Annotated in this window: 14 protein-coding genes; 6 read left to right on the top strand and 8 right to left on the bottom strand. The window is 54.4% G+C overall.

Annotation, left to right across the window (positions count from 1 at the left end):
* Positions 1-8: 8 nt before the first annotated feature.
* Positions 9-755: a copper homeostasis protein CutC gene (gene cutC / locus OGX80_RS19905; protein ID WP_012131985.1), complete on the bottom strand. Its 747-nt coding sequence runs from the start codon at positions 753-755 to the stop codon at positions 9-11.
* A gap of 33 nt (positions 756-788) precedes the next feature.
* Positions 789-1,358 carry a VOC family protein gene (locus OGX80_RS19900; RefSeq protein ID WP_115181533.1) on the bottom strand — a complete coding sequence of 190 codons (570 nt, stop codon included), beginning with the start codon at positions 1,356-1,358 and terminating at the stop codon, positions 789-791.
* Between the two features lie 238 nt (positions 1,359-1,596).
* Here OGX80_RS19900 and argS point away from each other — a divergent pair, with 238 nt between their 5' ends.
* Together argS and mrdA2 are read left to right on the top strand one after the other, a co-directional pair.
* A complete protein-coding gene (argS, locus tag OGX80_RS19895) occupies positions 1,597-3,330 on the top strand; it encodes an arginine--tRNA ligase (RefSeq protein ID WP_115181532.1) in 1,734 nt (577 codons plus the stop codon).
* A gap of 285 nt (positions 3,331-3,615) precedes the next feature.
* On the top strand, positions 3,616-5,457 hold the full coding sequence (mrdA2, locus tag OGX80_RS19890; protein WP_115181531.1) for a peptidoglycan DD-transpeptidase MrdA2: 1,842 nt from the start codon (positions 3,616-3,618) through the stop codon (positions 5,455-5,457).
* A gap of 150 nt (positions 5,458-5,607) precedes the next feature.
* On the opposite strand, the gene bglB is transcribed toward mrdA2, so the two are convergent.
* From bglB to flhB, 5 genes are all read right to left on the bottom strand, one after another.
* Entirely contained in the window at positions 5,608-6,747 is a 1,140-nt protein-coding gene (bglB, locus tag OGX80_RS19885) for a beta-galactosidase BglB (RefSeq protein WP_115181530.1), read from the bottom strand.
* Between the two features lie 4 nt (positions 6,748-6,751).
* Positions 6,752-8,335: an MFS transporter gene (locus OGX80_RS19880; RefSeq protein ID WP_012131978.1), complete on the bottom strand. Its 1,584-nt coding sequence runs from the start codon at positions 8,333-8,335 to the stop codon at positions 6,752-6,754.
* A 261-nt stretch (positions 8,336-8,596) separates the two neighbouring features.
* Positions 8,597-8,989, bottom strand: a complete 393-nt coding sequence (flhE, locus tag OGX80_RS19875; RefSeq protein WP_104868534.1) for a flagellar protein FlhE — start codon at positions 8,987-8,989, stop codon at positions 8,597-8,599.
* Positions 8,989-11,067 (bottom strand): flagellar biosynthesis protein FlhA, encoded by a 2,079-nt coding sequence (gene flhA / locus OGX80_RS19870; protein WP_012131976.1) that lies wholly within the window; start codon positions 11,065-11,067, stop codon positions 8,989-8,991. Before flhA ends, flhE begins: the two co-directional genes overlap by 1 nt.
* Complete coding sequence (flhB, locus tag OGX80_RS19865; protein ID WP_115181529.1) at positions 11,060-12,211, bottom strand: flagellar biosynthesis protein FlhB; 1,152 nt, start codon at positions 12,209-12,211, stop codon at positions 11,060-11,062. Before flhB ends, flhA begins: the two co-directional genes overlap by 8 nt.
* 510 nt (positions 12,212-12,721) lie before the next feature.
* Here flhB and OGX80_RS19860 point away from each other — a divergent pair.
* The 4 genes from OGX80_RS19860 (at position 12,722) to OGX80_RS19845 (ending at position 17,838) form a co-directional block, all read left to right on the top strand.
* Positions 12,722-13,297, top strand: a complete 576-nt coding sequence (locus tag OGX80_RS19860) for a fimbrial protein (protein WP_012131973.1) — start codon at positions 12,722-12,724, stop codon at positions 13,295-13,297.
* 149 nt (positions 13,298-13,446) lie between these two features.
* Positions 13,447-14,139 (top strand): fimbrial biogenesis chaperone, encoded by a 693-nt coding sequence (locus tag OGX80_RS19855; RefSeq protein WP_012131972.1) that lies wholly within the window; start codon positions 13,447-13,449, stop codon positions 14,137-14,139.
* A gap of 8 nt (positions 14,140-14,147) precedes the next feature.
* On the top strand, positions 14,148-16,691 hold the full coding sequence (locus OGX80_RS19850; protein WP_233644103.1) for a fimbria/pilus outer membrane usher protein: 2,544 nt from the start codon (positions 14,148-14,150) through the stop codon (positions 16,689-16,691).
* On the top strand, positions 16,681-17,838 hold the full coding sequence (locus OGX80_RS19845; protein WP_219993372.1) for a fimbrial protein: 1,158 nt from the start codon (positions 16,681-16,683) through the stop codon (positions 17,836-17,838). Before OGX80_RS19850 ends, OGX80_RS19845 begins: the two co-directional genes overlap by 11 nt.
* Before the next feature lie 44 nt (positions 17,839-17,882).
* Here the strand turns inward: OGX80_RS19845 and cheZ are convergent, their stop codons facing one another.
* Complete coding sequence (gene cheZ / locus OGX80_RS19840) at positions 17,883-18,527, bottom strand: protein phosphatase CheZ (RefSeq protein ID WP_012131968.1); 645 nt, start codon at positions 18,525-18,527, stop codon at positions 17,883-17,885.
* Position 18,528: the final 1 nt, after the last annotated feature.

Here is an 18,528-nt window from a genome sequence, read left to right as displayed (position 1 = left end):
GGTAAAAATCAATTGGCCTGATGGCGCACAATGACTCCTTTCATTTCAGCAACCGCCGCCCCGTCTACCGCATAGCGCGAATACTCGTCCGCTTGTGCGTCAGTTGACATGGACAATCCATGATTGCGATAACGCATTGGTGAGGCTTGCCACGCTCCTGCGGAGCTGTGCACTTCCTGCACCCCGGCATCAAGGAAACGTTGCAGATTCTCTGAACGAACCCCTGCTCCGGCCATAATGATTGGAGCATCGCCCTGCGCAATAAGTTCCATAATTATTGGCAAACCGTGCACCGCATCTGATTTTTGCCCTGAAGTGAGCACTCTGGCGACACCCAAATCCGCGAGATTCTTCAGTGCATTGAATGGATTAGCGCACATATCAAACGCGCGATGAAAAGTGACGGCCAGCGGCCCGGCGGCGGCCATTATTTTCTCCATTCGCGCGAGATCCACATTGCCATCGACATCCAGCACGCCAGTAACCAGACCGGGAAATCCCAGTTCTCTGACGGTACGCACATCCTCAAGCATTGCGGCAAATTCACCATCGGTATAACAGAAGTCGCCGCCGCGAGGACGAATAATGGGATGCACCGCAATCGCGACATGCTGGCGAACCGTGCGCAGCACGCCCAACGATGGCGTCAGTCCCCCCTCTTTCGGCGCCGCGCACAATTCAATGCGATCCGCGCCATTTTGCTGCGCGGTGAGCGCACATTCCATGCTGTAACAACAGATCTCCAGTAACGCCATGTTCACTCCTTTTTAGCGTTTTCGCGCGTCACGTCAGTCGGCTGACTGTTCGCTTGCCACAATAGCCTCAATTGACCAGGGATGAAATTTAATGGTCACCTTGCCGTCGGTCACGGCCAGCGTCGGGTTCGGCAGACGCTCGCCCGCCCCTTTCGGCGAACTGGTTTTCACGACAATGCCCGGCTGGCTCAGCCCCTCGTCGGACAACAGCGCCAGCGCCCGCGCGTTCAGGCTCTCCGGCTCACCCGGGAGGACAATTTCGATATGCTCCCAGCCTTCATGCGGGTAGCGTTTTTCACCCGGCCACGGCAATTCAACAATCGAAAACCGCCAGTGTTCGACACAAACAGGCTCATGTAATTTAAACAGGCAAATCGGCCTGCCGTTGATGATATTTTCCGACAACAGCGCGCCACACTGTTCAAATCCGCGACGCCAGCGCTCAGCGGTCGCATTCTGGTGGCAGCGCAAAGAAATGTGATCGGCTTCAAGCGGTGCGAAATCCAGACCGAGGCGAGTGGAAAGTTCTCTGAACGCCAGAGTGAATCGCGGTAAATCTGCGGAAATATCATGCAGTTCGTCAATAGTCTGCCAGTTCGCCATAATCAAAACTCTTATCGGTGTACAAAGTCGCTAATTTACTCTGTTGTGCATCGCCAACCAACCGCTGATTTCTTTGAATATAAAATGAATGCTTATGCATAATTTTATTGCGCATATTTCCAGCGATACGGCGCGCGCGCAATGCTGACGCCAACGGGCATTTGCAGTATACTCCCGCCCTAAATTCTTAAACTGGCGCGGACTCAGTTAATCCGCGTCTTACACGTAAGGTATTCCGGTGAATATTCAGGCTCTTCTCTCAGAAAAAGTTAGTCAGGCCATGATTGCAGCAGGCGCGCCTGCAAATTGCGAACCGCAGGTTCGTCAGTCAGCAAAAGTACAGTTCGGCGACTATCAGGCCAACGGCATGATGGCAGTTGCTAAAAAACTGGGTATGGCGCCGCGACAACTTGCAGAGCAGGTGCTGACTCATCTGGATCTCAACGGCATCGCCAGCAAGGTTGAAATCGCAGGTCCTGGCTTTATCAATATTTTCCTCGACCCGGCATTTCTTGCTGAACATGTTCAACAGGCGCTGGCTTCTGAGCGTCTGGGCGTGGCTAAGCCTGCGAAACAGACCGTGGTTATCGACTACTCCGCGCCTAACGTCGCGAAAGAGATGCATGTCGGCCACCTGCGCTCCACCATCATCGGCGATGCCGCCGTGCGCACGCTGGAGTTCCTCGGCCATCACGTTATCCGCGCGAACCACGTCGGCGACTGGGGAACACAGTTCGGTATGCTTATCGCCTGGCTGGAAAAACAGCAGCAGGAAAACGCAGGTGAAATGGCGCTGGCCGACCTCGAAGGTTTCTACCGTGATGCGAAAAAACATTACGATGAAGACGAAGCGTTCGCCGAACGCGCGCGTAACTACGTGGTGAAACTACAGGGCGGCGACCCGTACTTCCTCGACATGTGGCGCAAGCTGGTCGACATCACCATGACGCAGAACCAGATCACCTACAATCGACTGAACGTTACGTTAACCCGTGACGATGTGATGGGTGAAAGCCTGTATAACCCGATGCTGCCTGGCATCGTCGCCGACCTGAAAGCTCAGGGTCTGGCGGTTGAAAGCGAAGGCGCAACCGTTGTTTTCCTTGATGAATATAAAAACAAGGAAGGCGAACCGATGGGCGTGATCATTCAGAAGAAAGATGGCGGCTATCTCTACACCACCACCGACATCGCCTGCGCGAAATACCGCTATGAAACGCTGCATGCGGATCGCGTGCTGTACTACATCGACTCCCGCCAGCATCAGCACCTGATGCAGGCATGGACCATCGTACGCAAAGCCGGTTACGTGCCGGATTCCGTGCCGCTGGAACACCATATGTTCGGCATGATGCTCGGTAAAGACGGCAAGCCGTTCAAAACCCGCGCGGGCGGTACGGTGAAGCTGGCCGATCTGCTGGATGAAGCGCTGGAACGCGCACGCCGTCTGGTGGCCGGGAAGAACCCGGATATGCCTGCCGACGAGCTGGAAAAACTGGCCAACGCGGTTGGTATCGGCGCGGTGAAATATGCGGATCTCTCCAAAAACCGCACTACTGACTACATCTTCGACTGGGACAACATGCTGGCGTTCGAAGGCAACACCGCGCCATATATGCAGTATGCCTATACCCGCGTGCTGTCCGTGTTCCGTAAAGCGGAGATTGACGAGAGCGCCCTGTCCAGCGCGCCGGTCGTTATCCGTGAAGATCGCGAAGCCCAGCTGGCTGCGCGCCTGTTGCAGTTCGAAGAAACGCTGACCGTGGTCGCGCGTGAAGGTACGCCGCATGTGATGTGCGCCTACCTGTATGACGTTGCCGGTTTGTTCTCTGGCTTCTACGAGCACTGCCCGATCCTCAGCGCGGAAAACGAAGAGGTTCGTAACAGCCGTCTGAAACTGGCGCAACTGACCGCGAAAACGCTAAAACTGGGTCTGGATACGCTGGGTATTGAGACCGTAGAACGGATGTAATCACATCGAGTGATGTGAAAACCCGCGCTATGTCGCGGGTTTTTTATTTTCCCGAATGACCGCCCTCGTAGGCCTGATAAGCGAAGTGCCATCAGGCGGTAAGGCGCACCTTGCCGGATGGCGGCGTAAACGCCTTATCCAGCCTACGAGAAACGGCTACGTTAACTGTAATTTGTAACGACTCACAAGGAATGACACATTTCCGTAGAGAGATGGAACATCTTTTGTCTGTCATGCCGGTGACGCCTCCGTATTATTAGGCGGCGAATTTATCGGGTGTGGACAATGACGTTTAAAGATTTTGCTGCGGAAGAAAAACTCTTTCTGAGACGCGTGATAGTGGCCTTTGGTCTGGTGGTTGTCTGCTTTGGCGTCCTGATTGTCAATCTCTACGATTTACAAATCCGTCAGCATCAGTATTACACAACCCGTTCAAACGAAAATGATATCAAAATGCTGCCCGTCGCCCCGACGCGCGGCATCATCTACGATCGCAACGGTATTCCGCTGGTGCGTAATATCACCTGGTATGATATTTCCGTCACCCCATACAAAATTGCCGACATGGACGCGCTGTTACGTCAGCTTACCCCTCTCGTGGATCTCACGCCTGATGATATTGCGGCCTTTCACCATGCGTTGAAATCAGGCAGCCGCTATCGCCCGGTGGTATTGAAAAACGCGCTGTCGGACGTCGAAATTGCCCGCTTTTCCGTTAACCAGTTCCATTTCAACGGCGTGACGATCAACAGTTATGAAGACCGTCAGTACCCCTACGGCGCGGAGCTGGCGCATGTGCTCGGTTACGTGTCGAAGATTAACGACAGCGACCTGAAAGCGCTGGATGAAAAAGGTCTGGCTGAAAACTATGCCGCCGATCACAACATCGGTAAGCAGGGCATTGAACGCTATTACGAAAATGATCTGCACGGCAAAACGGGCTACCGGGAGGTCGAAGTGGATAACCACGGACGCATCGTGCGCCTGTTAAAAAATGTCCCGCCCGTTGCCGGCAAAGACATCCACCTGACGCTGGATTTACATCTACAGGAATATATAGAAAGCCTGCTTGCCGGTCAGCGCGCAGCAGTGCTGGTCGAAGATCCCCACGACGGTTCAGTGCTGGCGATGGTCTCCACGCCCAGCTATGACCCAAACCCGTTTGTGAAGGGCATCAGCCATCAGGATTACGGCAGGTTACTGCATGATAAAGATCTGCCGTTGATTAACCGCGTCACCCAGGGGCTGTACCCGCCCGCCTCCACGGTGAAACCTTATATCGCGATGTCTGCGCTGTTAAACGGCGTTATCACGCCGCAAACCACCTTCTTCGGCGCGCCGACCTGGACGCTCCCCGGCACGCAACGCCATTACCGCGACTGGAAAAAAACCGGCCACGGTATGCTGGATGTCACCAAAGCGATTGAAGAATCCGCCGACACCTTTTTCTATCAGGTTGCCTGGATGATGGGAATCGATCGCATTAACACCATGCTCGGTCAATTTGGTTACGGTAAGCCCACCGGTATCGATCTGGATGAAGAGTATAACGGCCTGCTGCCCAGCCGCGAGTGGAAAGAGAGAGTACATAAAAAAGCCTGGTATCAGGGGGATACGATTTCAGTCGGTATCGGCCAGGGGTACTGGATTGCCACGCCGATCCAGATGGTGAAAGCGATGGTAGCGCTGATCAACAACGGGAAAGTGATCGCCCCTCACCTGCTTCAGAGTGAAGTGTCCGGCAAGACCGTCATGCCCTGGCTGGCACCTCAGACGGAAACGCAGATTGCCGATGCCGCCTCGCCTTATTGGGGGCTGGTGCGACAGGCGATGTTTGGTATGGCGAATGCGCCGAACGGCACCGGTTATAAATTCTTCCACACCGCACCCTACGGTATTGCGGCCAAAAGCGGCACTTCGCAAGTGTTCAGTCTGAAAGAGAACCAGACCTATAATGCGAAAATGATCCCCATCCGTCTGCGCGACCATGTGTTTTACACCGCTTTCGCGCCGTATAAAAACCCGAAAGTCGCGGTGGCGTTGATTCTGGAAAACGGCGGCAGCGACGGCGTGACCGCCGCGCCGGTGATGCGGCAAATCATGGATCACCTTTTTGCGCCGCAATAACAGCACATGCCGGATGGCGGCGTAAACGCCTTATCCGGCCTACGGTGAATATACCGGCCAACATGCCGGATGGCGGCGTAACGCCTTATCCGGCCTACAAACTGCGTCGAACCGTAGGCCCGATAAGCGCAGCGCCATCGGGCGTCCCCCTCAAAAATACTTACGCAAATACTCTGTCAGACACAGTATCGCCATCGCCTGCCCGTACGGCATCGATGTCAGCGGAATGTCGCGATAGAAATCCAGATCGTGCCCCATTCCCGTGCCAAAGGACGTTTGCAGCAGCTCGCCTTCCGGCGAAATGTGTTTCACGATACCGCGAATCGCGTTTTCAGCCGTCTGCGCATATTCCGCCCCAACATAGCGTTTACGCACCGCTTTCAGAATGCCGTAGGCGAACCCCGCCGTTGCCGAGGCCTCCAGATAGGAATCAGGATCGTCCAGCAGGGTATGCCATAGCCCACTCTCATCCTGACAATTTGCCAGCGCGACGATCTGCGCGTTCAGAACCTGAATCAGATAGCGGCGAACCGCGTTCTTCTCCGGCAAATCGACCAGTTCCAGGAAATCTGGAATCACGATGGTAAGCCAACTGTTACCCCGCGCCCAGCGAGCCCTGGCAAAGTTATGATGACCATCATAGCTCCAGCCGTGGAACCACAGACCGGTCTCTTTATCCATCAGATTCTGTACGTGCAGCAGGAACTGATAAATCGCCTCTTCCACATACTCCGGGCGGTTGAGCAGTTTGCCAATCTTCGCCAGCGGCATCACCGTCATCATCAGCGTGTCATCCCACATCTGCTGATGGTTTTCTTCCGCCAGCGTCATGTGCTGCATACCACCATGATCGGTGCGCGGCATCTCATTCATCGCCCACTCCGCCCAGGACTCAAGCCAGGGCAGATACGCCGGGTTACGCGTCTCTTCATAGCGATACGCCAGCGTCAAAAACGGCGCCATCGTGTTAACGTTTTTGGTGGTCGCGCCTTCGGCGAAACGCTCGGCAAACCAGTTGTCGATAATGTCGCGCATTTTCTCATCACCGGTCTGTTGATAATACTGATGCATACCGTACAGACCGACGCCATGCGTCCACTCCCATCCTGCCCAGCCTTTGGTATCAATCACCCGGCCATCGTCCAGGCGCAGCAGAAATTGTCCGCTCTCATCCCTGATATTGACCAGATTGTTCGTCACCGTCTGAATCAAGGCTTGCAGCGCTTCCCGGGAGATAAATCGCGCCGGCTGACGTAATAATGGGCTGTGTTTGACGGGCCAAACTTTCATATCCTTAACCTCTGTTCAATGTCGAATTCAGCGCAGCGCCCTGTTGAAGCGAAGGCGCCGCAGGTTTATTACGGTTCAGATAACCAATATTGTTGTTACCCCACAGTGATTCATACGGCATACCGGAGAGCATCTCGACGGTCGCACGCGCCTGCGGCGTGATGGCTTCCGGCATCACCCGGCCCGACTCACGCATTTTGGCGGTCTCTTCACGCAGGGTGCCGTGCGTTTGCAAATTCAGTTTGAAACGCAAAGAAACCAGGAAACCAAAGGCCAGCACGGACAGCGTGCCGCAGCTCAGAATCAGCAGAATGGTATGACTGACCGCTTCAGGCTGTATGCTCTGCCCTGAGACAAAACCAGACATCTGCATCACAATCCCGACCAGCATGACGGCCCCGGCCTGAGAGGCTTTACGGGTCAGCGTCATGATGCCCGCGAAGATCCCTTCCCGCCGTTGACCGGTAATCACCTCATCAACATCGGCAATATAGGTGTAGGTATTCCACGGCACATAGTTGATCCCGCCGCGACCAAGCCCCGCCAGCGCTGAGATCAGCAGCAGCAGCGAATAAACATCGCTTAAGCCCGCATAATAAAGAACGGCATAAGAGAGAGAACTCAGACCAAAGAGCACCACGACCATCCGGTATGACGGCGCAGGCCCGAAGCGAATGCACAGCGGGATCATGGCAATCACCGCAATGAACTGGAAGATAGCCATCGTACCGAGCAGATTCGACGCCAGTGAGGCTTCCTGCATCAGGACAAAAACAACATACCAGGTAAAGACGGCGTTAAAGACGTCCTGTGCGATATATCCCCCAAGATACATCCCCAGATGCTGGCGGAAAATCTTGATGCGCAGCGTCGAGCTCAGCTCAACAAACAAACGGCTCATACTCTGGCTGAACGTCAGGCTTTTCTTCTCTTCTTCCGCACGCAGCGCTGCCTCCGTCCACTCTTCGCGCGGGCGCTCCCAAGTAAAGAACCACACAAAAGTCAGCATCAGCGCGCACAGCACCGAGAACACCAGGCTGGCATAGAAAAAAGAAACGGGGTTGTCTTTACCAAAGGCAGTCAGCAGGATACCCGGCAGGAACGAGGCCAGAATCGCAGACATCTGCGCCATTGAGATACGCGCCCCGGAGAACCGGGTCTTCTGTTTGAAGTCATCGGTCATTTCCGGCACCAGCGTCTCGTAAGGGACAAGAATCATGGTGTAGACAATGTCGAACAGCAGATAAGTCAGCAGGTAGTACCAGAATCCCATATCGCCAACCCACATGAGCGAGTAACTAAAGACGCATGGAATACCAAGCAGAATAAAGAACTTACGACGGCCAAAGCGTCTGCCGAACCAGGTCGAACCGAAGTTATCGGTCAGAAAGCCCATCAGCGGGCTGACGACCGCATCCAGAACCCTCGCGGCAGCGAAAATGAATGTCGCCTCAATCGGCGTAAGGCCACAGAAGGTCGTGTAGAAATAGAGTAACCATGCGGCGGTTAATGCAGTGGTTCCTGCGCCCAGAAAATCGCCCGAACCATAGGCTAAATAATTCGCCAATCCAATTTTACGTGTTTTCATGCCGTTAACCCTGCAAATTGTTGGGAGCCCCCCGGCATATTGGCTTCGCCAAAGGGAGTTTTTACACGGCCACAGTAAAAGCTAACAGGAAGTGAAACCTTTTCATTTTTGCCACGCCATCAGACGAGATGGCAAAAATACAAAGAGTCTGGCAACGCGCGTCACCGATTTATAAAACAGCGTTTCTATTGAATCAAAAGATGGGGTCAAAATTGTGAGACAGCCAGCACGTTGTCTGCTGGCTGCTGTTGGCGCGGGGAGTTAACGATAGTTTACAATCACCTGATTACGCTGCACTTTTAATGCGGGAATCAGTCGCCCGCCGCCCGGCACCTCCCACACGAAGCGCAACGGTTCAGCGGCAGGCACATTCGCGAACCCGTGGGTGGTTCCGCTCTGTCCGTCCAGCTCCACGCAACGGGACTGTGAACACAAACGCACCCGAAGCCCCGCCGGCGTCGGGCCATTCAGTTCATAGCGCCAGGCGACCAGCGTCATTAAACCGGACACCGGCTGGCCTGACGACAATGGAGCAGACGACGCCGACACCCCACGATGGTTCAGGGTAATGCCGATACTGCTGGCCTGCCATGCCCCTTCTCCGGCGGCCTGTACCGCCAGCGGAAATAACAATAAACCGAGTAACTTACGCATTATTTCCCTCCAATTGTCGCCGTCATACGGATGTTGCGATTATCAGAAAGCTCCATGTTCGACAACACCACCAGCTGCGGCAAACTCCGGCGTAAAAAGCGCGACAGCAGTGGGCGTAGCGCGTGGTTCACCAGCAGAACCGGCGGCGCGCCCAGCATTTCCTGACGGGACAGCGCCTCCTGGGTTTGCGCCAGCAAGCGATCGGCCAGCCCCGGTTCAAGGCCGCCACCACCCTGTAACGCCTGCAACAGCAGGCGCTCCAGCGGAGTATCCAGCCCAATCACCTGCACTTCGTCATTGCCCGGGAACCACTGCTGCGTAATCGCCCTGCCCAGCGCCACACGCACCACGGCGGTTAATTCATGCGGATCGCTCTGCAACGGCGCATGTTCCGCCAGCGTTTCCAGAATTGTGCGCATATCACGGATCGGCACTTTTTCATCCAGCAGGTTCTGCAACACTTTATGCAGGGTCGTGAGCGTTACAACGCCAGGCACCAAATCTTCCGTCAGCTTTGGCATCTCTTGTGATACGCGATCCAGCAGTTGCTGCGCCTCCTGGCGACCAAACAACTCTGCGGCAAACTGACCAATCAAGTGGTTAAGATGCGTCGCCACGACGGTACTGGCTTCCACCACGGTGAAGCCCTGAATCTGCGCCTGCTCTTTCAGCGCGCTTTCGATCCAGATGGCGTCCAGGCCAAAAGCGGGATCAACCGTCTGTTCGCCCGGCAGCGTTCCCGCCGCCGTGCCAGGGTTAATCGCCAGCCAGCGCCCCGGATAGGCGTCGCCGCTGCCAATTTCTACCCCTTTCATCAGAATGCGATAGCGCGCTGGCTGTAAGTCCATATTGTCGCGAATGTGTACCACCGGCGGCAGGAAGCCCATATCCTGGGCAAACTTTTTACGAATACTGCGGATTCGCCCGAGCAGTTCGCCGTCCTGCTGGAAATCCACCATCGGGATCAGGCGGTAGCCCACCTCCATGCCCAGCGAATCTTCAAGTTGTACATCGTTCCAGGTGGCTTCAACTACTGAATTATTTTCCGGCATCTTGACGGCCTGCGGCTCTGCCGGTGGTTTTTGTTCACGCCCGCGCAGCCACCAGGCAAGGCCCAATAGCGCCGCCGTAAACATCAGGAACACCAGGTTTGGCATCCCCGGCACCAGACCAAGCAGGCCGAGAACCGATGCGCTGAGCAGCATCACGCTCGGGTTGCTGAACAGTTGCCCCACCATCTGTTCGCCCACATCCTGGTCGGTGCTCACGCGGGTGACGATAACGCCCGCCGCCGTAGAGATCACCAGCGCCGGGATTTGCGCCACCAGGCCGTCGCCGATCGTCAGCAGGGTGTAACTTTCCGCCGCGTGCCCCATGTCCATCCCGTGTTGCAGAACCCCCACCAGCAGGCCGCCCACGATGTTAATGACCATGATTAAGATACCGGCGATGGCATCCCCGCGCACAAACTTACTCGCACCGTCCATTGACCCGTAGAAATCCGCTTCCTGCGTCACTTCAGCACGACGTTTTTTCGCTTCATCTTCGCCAATCAGACCAGCGTTCAGGTCGGCGTCGATCGCCATCTGTTTACCGGGCATCCCGTCCAGCACAAAACGCGCGCCCACTTCCGCGATACGCCCGGCGCCCTTGGTGATAACCATAAAGTTGATGATGACGAGAATGACGAACACCACGATACCGATCGCAAAGTTGCCGCCGACCAGGAAGTGACCAAACGCCTCGACCACCTTCCCCGCCGCCGCTGCGCCGGTATGCCCTTCCATCAGGATGATACGGGTTGACGCCACGTTCAGCGCCAGGCGCAACAGCGTGGTGAAAAGCAATATTGTCGGGAATGCGGCAAATTCCAGCGTGCGCTGGGTGAACATCGCCACCAACAGCACCATGATCGACAGCGCGATATTAAAGGTGAACAGCAGGTCGAGGATGAAGGCGGGCAGCGGCAGCACCATCATCGACAAAATCAGCAGGATAAGGATCGGCCCGGCAAGAATTTGCCATTGCGTGGATTTCAGGTTGCTGGGCAGGCGCAGCATCGCGACCAGATTAGCCATCAGTATTCTTCTCGTTCATAAAATCCAGTGCTTCAGGCACAGGAAGATTTTCAGGTTGTGGAGGACGTTGTCCGCCGGCAAGACGCCAGCGTTTGAGCTGCCATACCCATGCCAGCACTTCTGCCACTGCGGCATAGAGCTGGCCGGGGATTTGCTGACCAATTTCAGCATGCCGATACAAGGCGCGCGCCAGCGGGGGCGCTTCTAAGGTCGGCACCCGATGTTCCGCGCCGATTTCGCGAATGCGCAGCGCCACCAGTCCCGCGCCTTTGGCGACCACTTTTGGCGCACTCATTTTGTTTTCGTCGTACTGCAACGCAACCGAGTAATGCGTCGGGTTAGTCACGATGACATCCGCTTTGGGCACATCTTCCATCATGCGCCGCTGCGCAGCCGCACGCTGCATCTGGCGAATTTTCCCTTTGATGTGCGGATCGCCTTCACTCTCTTTAAATTCATCGCGAATATCTTTACGCGACATCCGCAGTTTCTTCAGGTGGCTGAAGATCTGGAAGACGACGTCAAACGCCACCATCGGAATCACGCCCAGCACAACCAGAAGCGCGCACAGCCCGACTAAATCAAGCGCGTTGCCCATCGCCGTAACCGGAGATTCCGCCATCAGGCGCATCATCTCCGGCCAGTGATGCCAGAGATAAAATCCCGCCACGCTTCCCACCAGCGTCGATTTCAGAATTGCTTTCAGCAGTTCCGCGCCGGTCTGAGCGGAGAACATGCGTTTAATCCCCGATAGCGGATTCAGTTTTGAAAATTTGGGTTGCAGTGATTTACCGCTGAAAATCAGGCCGCCGAGCATGACCGGCGAGATCAGCGCGACCAGCACAACGCCGGTGATGAGCGGCAGCAACGCAATCATCGCCTCTTTAATCAGCAAAATAATCTGCCCGAGGATCAAATTGGGGTCGTTCACCATGCGGTGATCGAAACGCAGCCCAGCCGACAACATCCCCGCCAGGCGACGCGCCAGCGACTCACCGCCGATCCAGATAATGCAAACGCCCACCAGCAAAATCAGCAGTGAGGTCAACTCCTTCGATCGGGGGACTTGCCCTTCCTCCCGCGCTTTTTCAAGTCGGTGGGGTGTGGGGGCTTCTGTTTTGTCGTCGTCGCTCTCTTCTGCCACTGCATACGCCTGCTGCCATTACGTTGCATCGATCATGCCAGAACACGCCGCAGTCAATAGGCGGAATAGCCCCCATAACGCCCTCTTTTTGTCTTGTTTGTCAGCAAGCGGATTTTCTCTGCCAGTCAGGCGTCTTATTTTCGGAATAAGGGAAGTGGGATCACATTTCATTGACATAAAATACAATGAGCATTTATATAAACCTGTATTACGGAGGTTAATTTCGCCTTCTGCCATCAAGATTAAAGAAGTCTTTAAAATATATTACCTGGTTTTCATTTCTTCAATTTATCTTTTCACCAGAGAAAAAATACTTTATTACAATATTTATGCACAGAAAGCAGGCGACACTGACGGTATAATAGCCTTCATTGATTCACAGAATATATTTTAAATTCACACATATAGATATAATTTAATATTGACCCCGTTTTCTATTTGCAATAAATTCACCCCATCTGAAACTGAACAATTTCATATCATGGATATCACCGTTAAGGAACTACAGTTATGAACGCAAGAGGACATATTATATCAGGCGCACTGCTGGCACTGGCGTCAACGGGAACCTTCGCCGCCGAACTGAATGCCGGTACGATTCACTTCACAGGACAAATTATCGAACCCAGTTGTGAGATTCAGGGCGATGATGGAACGAACAGCACCGTGCCATTAGGTACTTACCCCACCTCGCTTTTTTCCACTCCAGGAACTGAATCAACGCTTGCCCCCTTTTCCATTGTATTAGTGGATTGCCCACTTAAAAGCGATGGTCTGCCCGCCGTTCAGTTAACGTTTAACGGGACAACCGCCCTGACAGGTTCTTCGACATTACTGGATGTCAGTAAAATCACTACCGCCGGAGATACGGCGGCAACAGGGGTCGGTATTGCCGTTAGCCCGGAAAACAAAGACACGCAACTCATTACAATGGATGGTGGAGAAGGACAGGTGTTTATCGAATTACCCACTCTGACGGGCGACTCTGTTCAGGCGAATTTCAATGCCCGTTATAAATCATTCGCGCAAACCGTCACTGCGGGCCCGGCCGATGCGGACATGACCGTAAATATACTTTATCGTTAATAACCTGACTTTACTCATTGATAAAATCCATAGCATCTTCTGGCATTAACAGATTTATTTCAGGAAGGCGAATCTGATAATAGTCCGAAAATGGACCCGGACTATTATCTCCCCCGCTTTTATATGTCCACTTAATATAAGTTAAGGTTATGCGTACTGTATCTCAGGTTTTATTATGCCTCCCTGTAATATTAACATCATTTAGCCATGCCGCTGGAATTCAGGTTGGCCGCACGCGCATTATTTATGACGCAGGGAAAAAAGAGGTCGCCCTTCCGCTGGTCAATAAAGAGAAGGAACTGCCGTGGCTGATCCAGTCATGGTCCGATACCGGCGACGGTAAAACGCGTGGACCTTTTATTGTCACGCCGCCACTGTTCCGTCTTGACCCGCAGAAAGAACAAAGCCTGCGTATTGCCTGGAATGGAACCGCGCTTCCCACAGACCGGGAATCCCTGTTCTACATGAATGTGCGCACAATTCCCGGCACGGCCAAAGAAGACGATGATAAAAACGTGTTGCGTCTGATTTACAAAACGCGTCTGAAATTGTTCTGGCGTCCGAAGGGCTTGCAAGGTACGCCCACCGAGACCTGCAAGAACCTGCATTTTGTTCGTCGCGGCGAAATGTTAACGGTGGTCAATGAAGGCGCGTTTCACAGCATCTTTGACAGTCTGCTGCTCGGCAACACCAGACTTGAGAAAGCCGATATGGTCACTCCCAGGTCCAGCGTGCAAATCCCGGTGCCGAAAAGCGCCTCGGGAAACACCGTTAGCTGGCGTTGTATTACGGATTACGGCAACGCCTCTGACAAATATACCGTCACTCTGGCTCGGGATTAAACCACCTTATGGCTTTTGGCCCACCTCTTTTACGTCAGCGACTCACCCCGCTGGTGCGTTGCCTTGGCGGTATGTTGCTGGTCTCTTCCTGTGTCGCGAACGCGCGCGAGTATCGCTTTTCGCCTTCTGCGCTGGAGGGGAATATGCTGACGCAGCAGGATATCGATCTTTCCTTATTTTCTAAATCCAGTGCGCAATTGCCCGGCGTCTACGCTTCCCGGGTCATGATTAACGATGTGCGCCTGGATGATGCGGATATCACCTACCTCGGCACACCTGGCGGCGAACTGACGCCGCAGCTCACGCCGGATATGCTAAGAAAATGGGGCGTGGCGGTCGATAAATATCCTGAATTAGCCGCACTCAATGCGGCGAAGCCACTGCCTGAACCGCTGAGCGCGTATATCCCACAGGCGCTGGCAACGCTTGATTTCTCCGTTATGACGCTGCGCCTTAGCATCCCGCAGGCCGCCATTGCCGGCACGGGTAAAGGCTATATTGATCCGTCACGCTGGGATGACGGCGTCCCCGTGGCCTTTGTCGACTACGCCTTTTCCGGTTCACAAAACCAGGACGACACGCAAAACAACACCACTAACCAGTACCTGAATATGCGCAGCGGCACCAATATCGGCGGCTGGCGGCTGCGCAATTACGCCACCTGGAGCGACACTGACGGCAGCCATCACTGGGAAACCATCAACACCTATTTGCAGCACGATATTGACGCCCTGAAAGCGCAGTTTACCGGGGGAGAAAGCAACACCCGGGGCGACGTTTTTGACAGTCTGCAATACCGTGGCGTCAATATCGCCTCTGATGAAGAGATGCTGCCTTACAGCCAGCGCGGCTACGCGCCGGTGATTCGCGGCATCGCCAGCTCCAACGCCGAAGTGTCGGTACGTCAGAACGGTTATCTCATCTATCAGCAAAACGTCGCGCCGGGCGCATTTGAAATTAACGACCTTTATTCCACGACCAACAGCGGCGATCTGGAAGTCACGGTAAAAGAGGCCGATGGCACAGAGCGCCACTTTACCCAGCCTTATTCCAGCGTCGCCGTGATGCAGCGTCCTGGGCATATGAAATATGAAGTTACTGCGGGTCGTTATCGCGCAGACAGCGGGAGCGAACAAAATGAACCGGACTTCGTGCAGGGTAGCCTCATTTATGGCCTGAACAATAGCGTCACGCTGTTCGGCGGCGTGACTGCCGCGCAGGATTATCAGGCGATGAACAGCGGAGCTGGCCTCTCCCTTGGCATCGTCGGGTCGCTTTCCGCTGATGTGACGCTGGCGAAAACCCGGCTTGATGATGACACTCAGCACACCGGCCAGTCTTATCGCCTGCTCTACTCCGGGAAAATTGACACCACGGAGACGAACTTTACGCTGGCCAGCTATCGCTACTCTACCCGTGGTTATTACAGTTTCGCCGACGCGAATCAAAAGTACGACGATCATGAAGATGATCTGCTGTTTCGCTTTAACAAACGCAACCGGATTCAGGCCAGCATAAGCCAGAACGTGTCCGGCGCCAGCCTTTACCTGAACGGTTATCAGCAGGATTACTGGGGCACCGCCTACAAAGAGCGCAGTATTTCGGCGGGCCTGAATACCACGATTAAAAATATCAGCATCCACCTTGCTTATACCTACAGCAAAAGCAACGGCGAAGAGAGCGACCAGATGATCGCCTTCGGCTTCAGCGTGCCGTTAAGTCAGTGGCTACCGGGGGCCTGGAGCAGCTATAACATCAGCAATAACAAGCATGGCTACACCCAGCAAAATATCGGGTTAAACGGTACGCTGCTGGACGATGAACGCCTGAATTACGCCTTCCAGCAGAGCCATTCCAACCATGACGGCGCAGACACCAGCAGCGTATACGGTAGCTATCGCTCACAATACGCCAACCTCAATGCGGGTTACTACACCTCCTCTGACGATACGCAGCGCTTGAGTTACGGCGTCAGCGGTGCGATTGTCGCCCATCCACACGGCGTCACGCTGGCTCAGCCTTTAGGCAGTCAGTTTGCTATCGTCAACGCCAACGGCGCATCGGGCGTACGCTTCCAAAACCAGCGCGGCATTCAGACTGACTGGCAAGGCAACGCCATCATCCCGTCATTAAGCCCCTATCAGGAAAACCGGATTCGCGTCGACACCAGCAGCCTGCCGGAGGACGTTGATACCAGTGAAACCGCCGTGACGGTGATTCCTTCGCGCAATGCCGCCGTTTCCGCCGCTTTTGATGCGCATGTCGGTTATCGCACGCTCATAAAATTAACCCGCCCGAATGGCATGACGGTGCCTTTTGGCGCGATGGCGACGGTCGACGCCCTCGCCATCAGCGGCATCGTGGATGATACGGGCACGCTCTACCTGGCCGGGGTCGCCGACGACGTTCAGTTAAGCGTCAAATGGGGAAATTCACAGGATCAACAATGCACAGCCCACATCACGCTGAATAGCGAACACCACACGGTCAGCCCGACCGGCATCCATTACCTCAGCGCGACTTGTCAGCAGGAACCGCAAAATGTTAAGTAAAATGGGAAAATACGCACGTCTTTCATTGTCCGCAGCAGGTCTTTGCCTGATGGCGTCCGCAACAGCCCAGGCCGCGACCATTCTGCGTGACTGCTTTACCGCGCCACAGTATTACAGCGTCACGTTCAGCAACGAAATCAACGCAAACGACAACACGGCCAACAATATTGTTAAATTTGATGAGCATATTGTCGGGAACGGCGTTGAAATGGAGGCAAACTGCACATGCCCTGGCAATGTGTTTGAATCAACGGCAATAATGGAATTGACGCTGGCCGGAAGCCCGCTTAATGCCGGTATCGCCGGGTACGGTTATCTGACTGAAAACATAGATATTGATGTTGCAGGTTATAGCGATGCCGTTAATTCTCTGGACGGTACCGGCCTGATTCAGATCAGCATTAACCAGTATCCGACGCCGGTGTCGTCGATGGGGAAAGTGATCGAGTCAATGAAACCCACCGAAGGTTCCGCCAGCGTCTGTAGCGACAGCACCCATCCTGGCACGCCCGCCCCCGCGAAGCGAACGTTCAGATGGAATGTTATCGCCGCCACGTTTTATATCAAAAAGCCCATTCTCGGTATCGAAGTCATTCCCCCAACGATACTCGTGCAAAACTACGCCTGTCTCTATTTTGACTCAGGAAGCTGCGACGCTGGCAGCGCACAGCACGTATCAAATATCTGGCTGAGTGGCTCACTCTCTGCCCCGCTGAGCTGTACGATTAATGCCGGAAGCACCATTGAGGTTGATCTGGGGAAAATTGTGAGTAAACAGTTTGTCACCAGGGGTCAGCCTCCTGAAGGCTACGCCCTGAAAAACGTTGATATCTCTTACCACTGCGACGGCAACGCCGTAGGAAATACCGACAGAATCAAGCTAACGCTCAGCGCCGACCAGGGGGTTGTAGACAGCAGCGATCCCCTGATAGCCAAAATGCTCGGCAGAGACGACCTGGGAGTGAGAATTTTTAGTGAGGACAACCAAAATGTTGCGCTGGACGGCACCTTTGAATTTCCGGTGACGATGGATGAGCAAGGTAACGGCGCGGTACGCATCAAAGCCGCACCGGTGAGCACGACCAGCGCAACGCCAGCACCCGGCGAATTTGAGGGCAATGTGACGGTAAAAATGGATCTGCGCTAAACGTTCCTCAGGTTGTCGGCACAACCTGAGGATACCTTACCGCATCAGAACCCGAGGCTATCCAGCAGGTCATCCACCTGATCCTGGCTGGCGACAACGCCGGCTTTGGTGGTGTCGACCTGTGGGCCATTGAGCAGGCTTTCATTCTCGCGTTTCGGACGTGAATTTTGCTCAGGGATGTTTTCCAGCAATACCATCAGCAGCTGGCGTTCGATCTCCTGGATCACATCCATCATGCGCTTGATAACCTGACCGGTGAGATCCTGGAAATCTTGCGCCATCATGATGTCCAGCAGTTGCGCATTGGTGAAGCTGGTATGCCCCGGCACATCACCGAGGAATTTACGCGTATCCGTAACCAGTTCGCGGGCGTCGGCGAGTTCAATCGGGTTTTCGAACCACTCATCCCAGCGTTTGGTCAGCGCTTTTGCGCCCTTCTCCATTTCATCCTGGTGTGGCTGAGAGGCTTCAACGCTGTTCAGCGCACGTTCCGCCGCCTGCGCCGTCATCTGTACAACATAGTCCAGACGATCGCGCGCGTCAGGAATCGCTTCCGCCGCTTCTGCTATCGCCTGATCCAGCCCCAGTTCACGCAGGCTGTCACGCAGCATTCGGGTCAGACTGCCGATGCGCGCAATGATGTCCCCTGCTGAATGCTCATCAACAGGTTTAATTTGTGGTTGCATCATA

The sequence above is a fragment of the Citrobacter sp. CK194 genome (genome assembly GCF_030333395.1).
GTDB lineage: Bacteria > Pseudomonadota > Gammaproteobacteria > Enterobacterales > Enterobacteriaceae > Citrobacter_B > Citrobacter_B koseri.
Note: the sequence above shows the minus strand (reverse complement) of the source record. Positions and strands in the feature narration are given on the sequence as shown.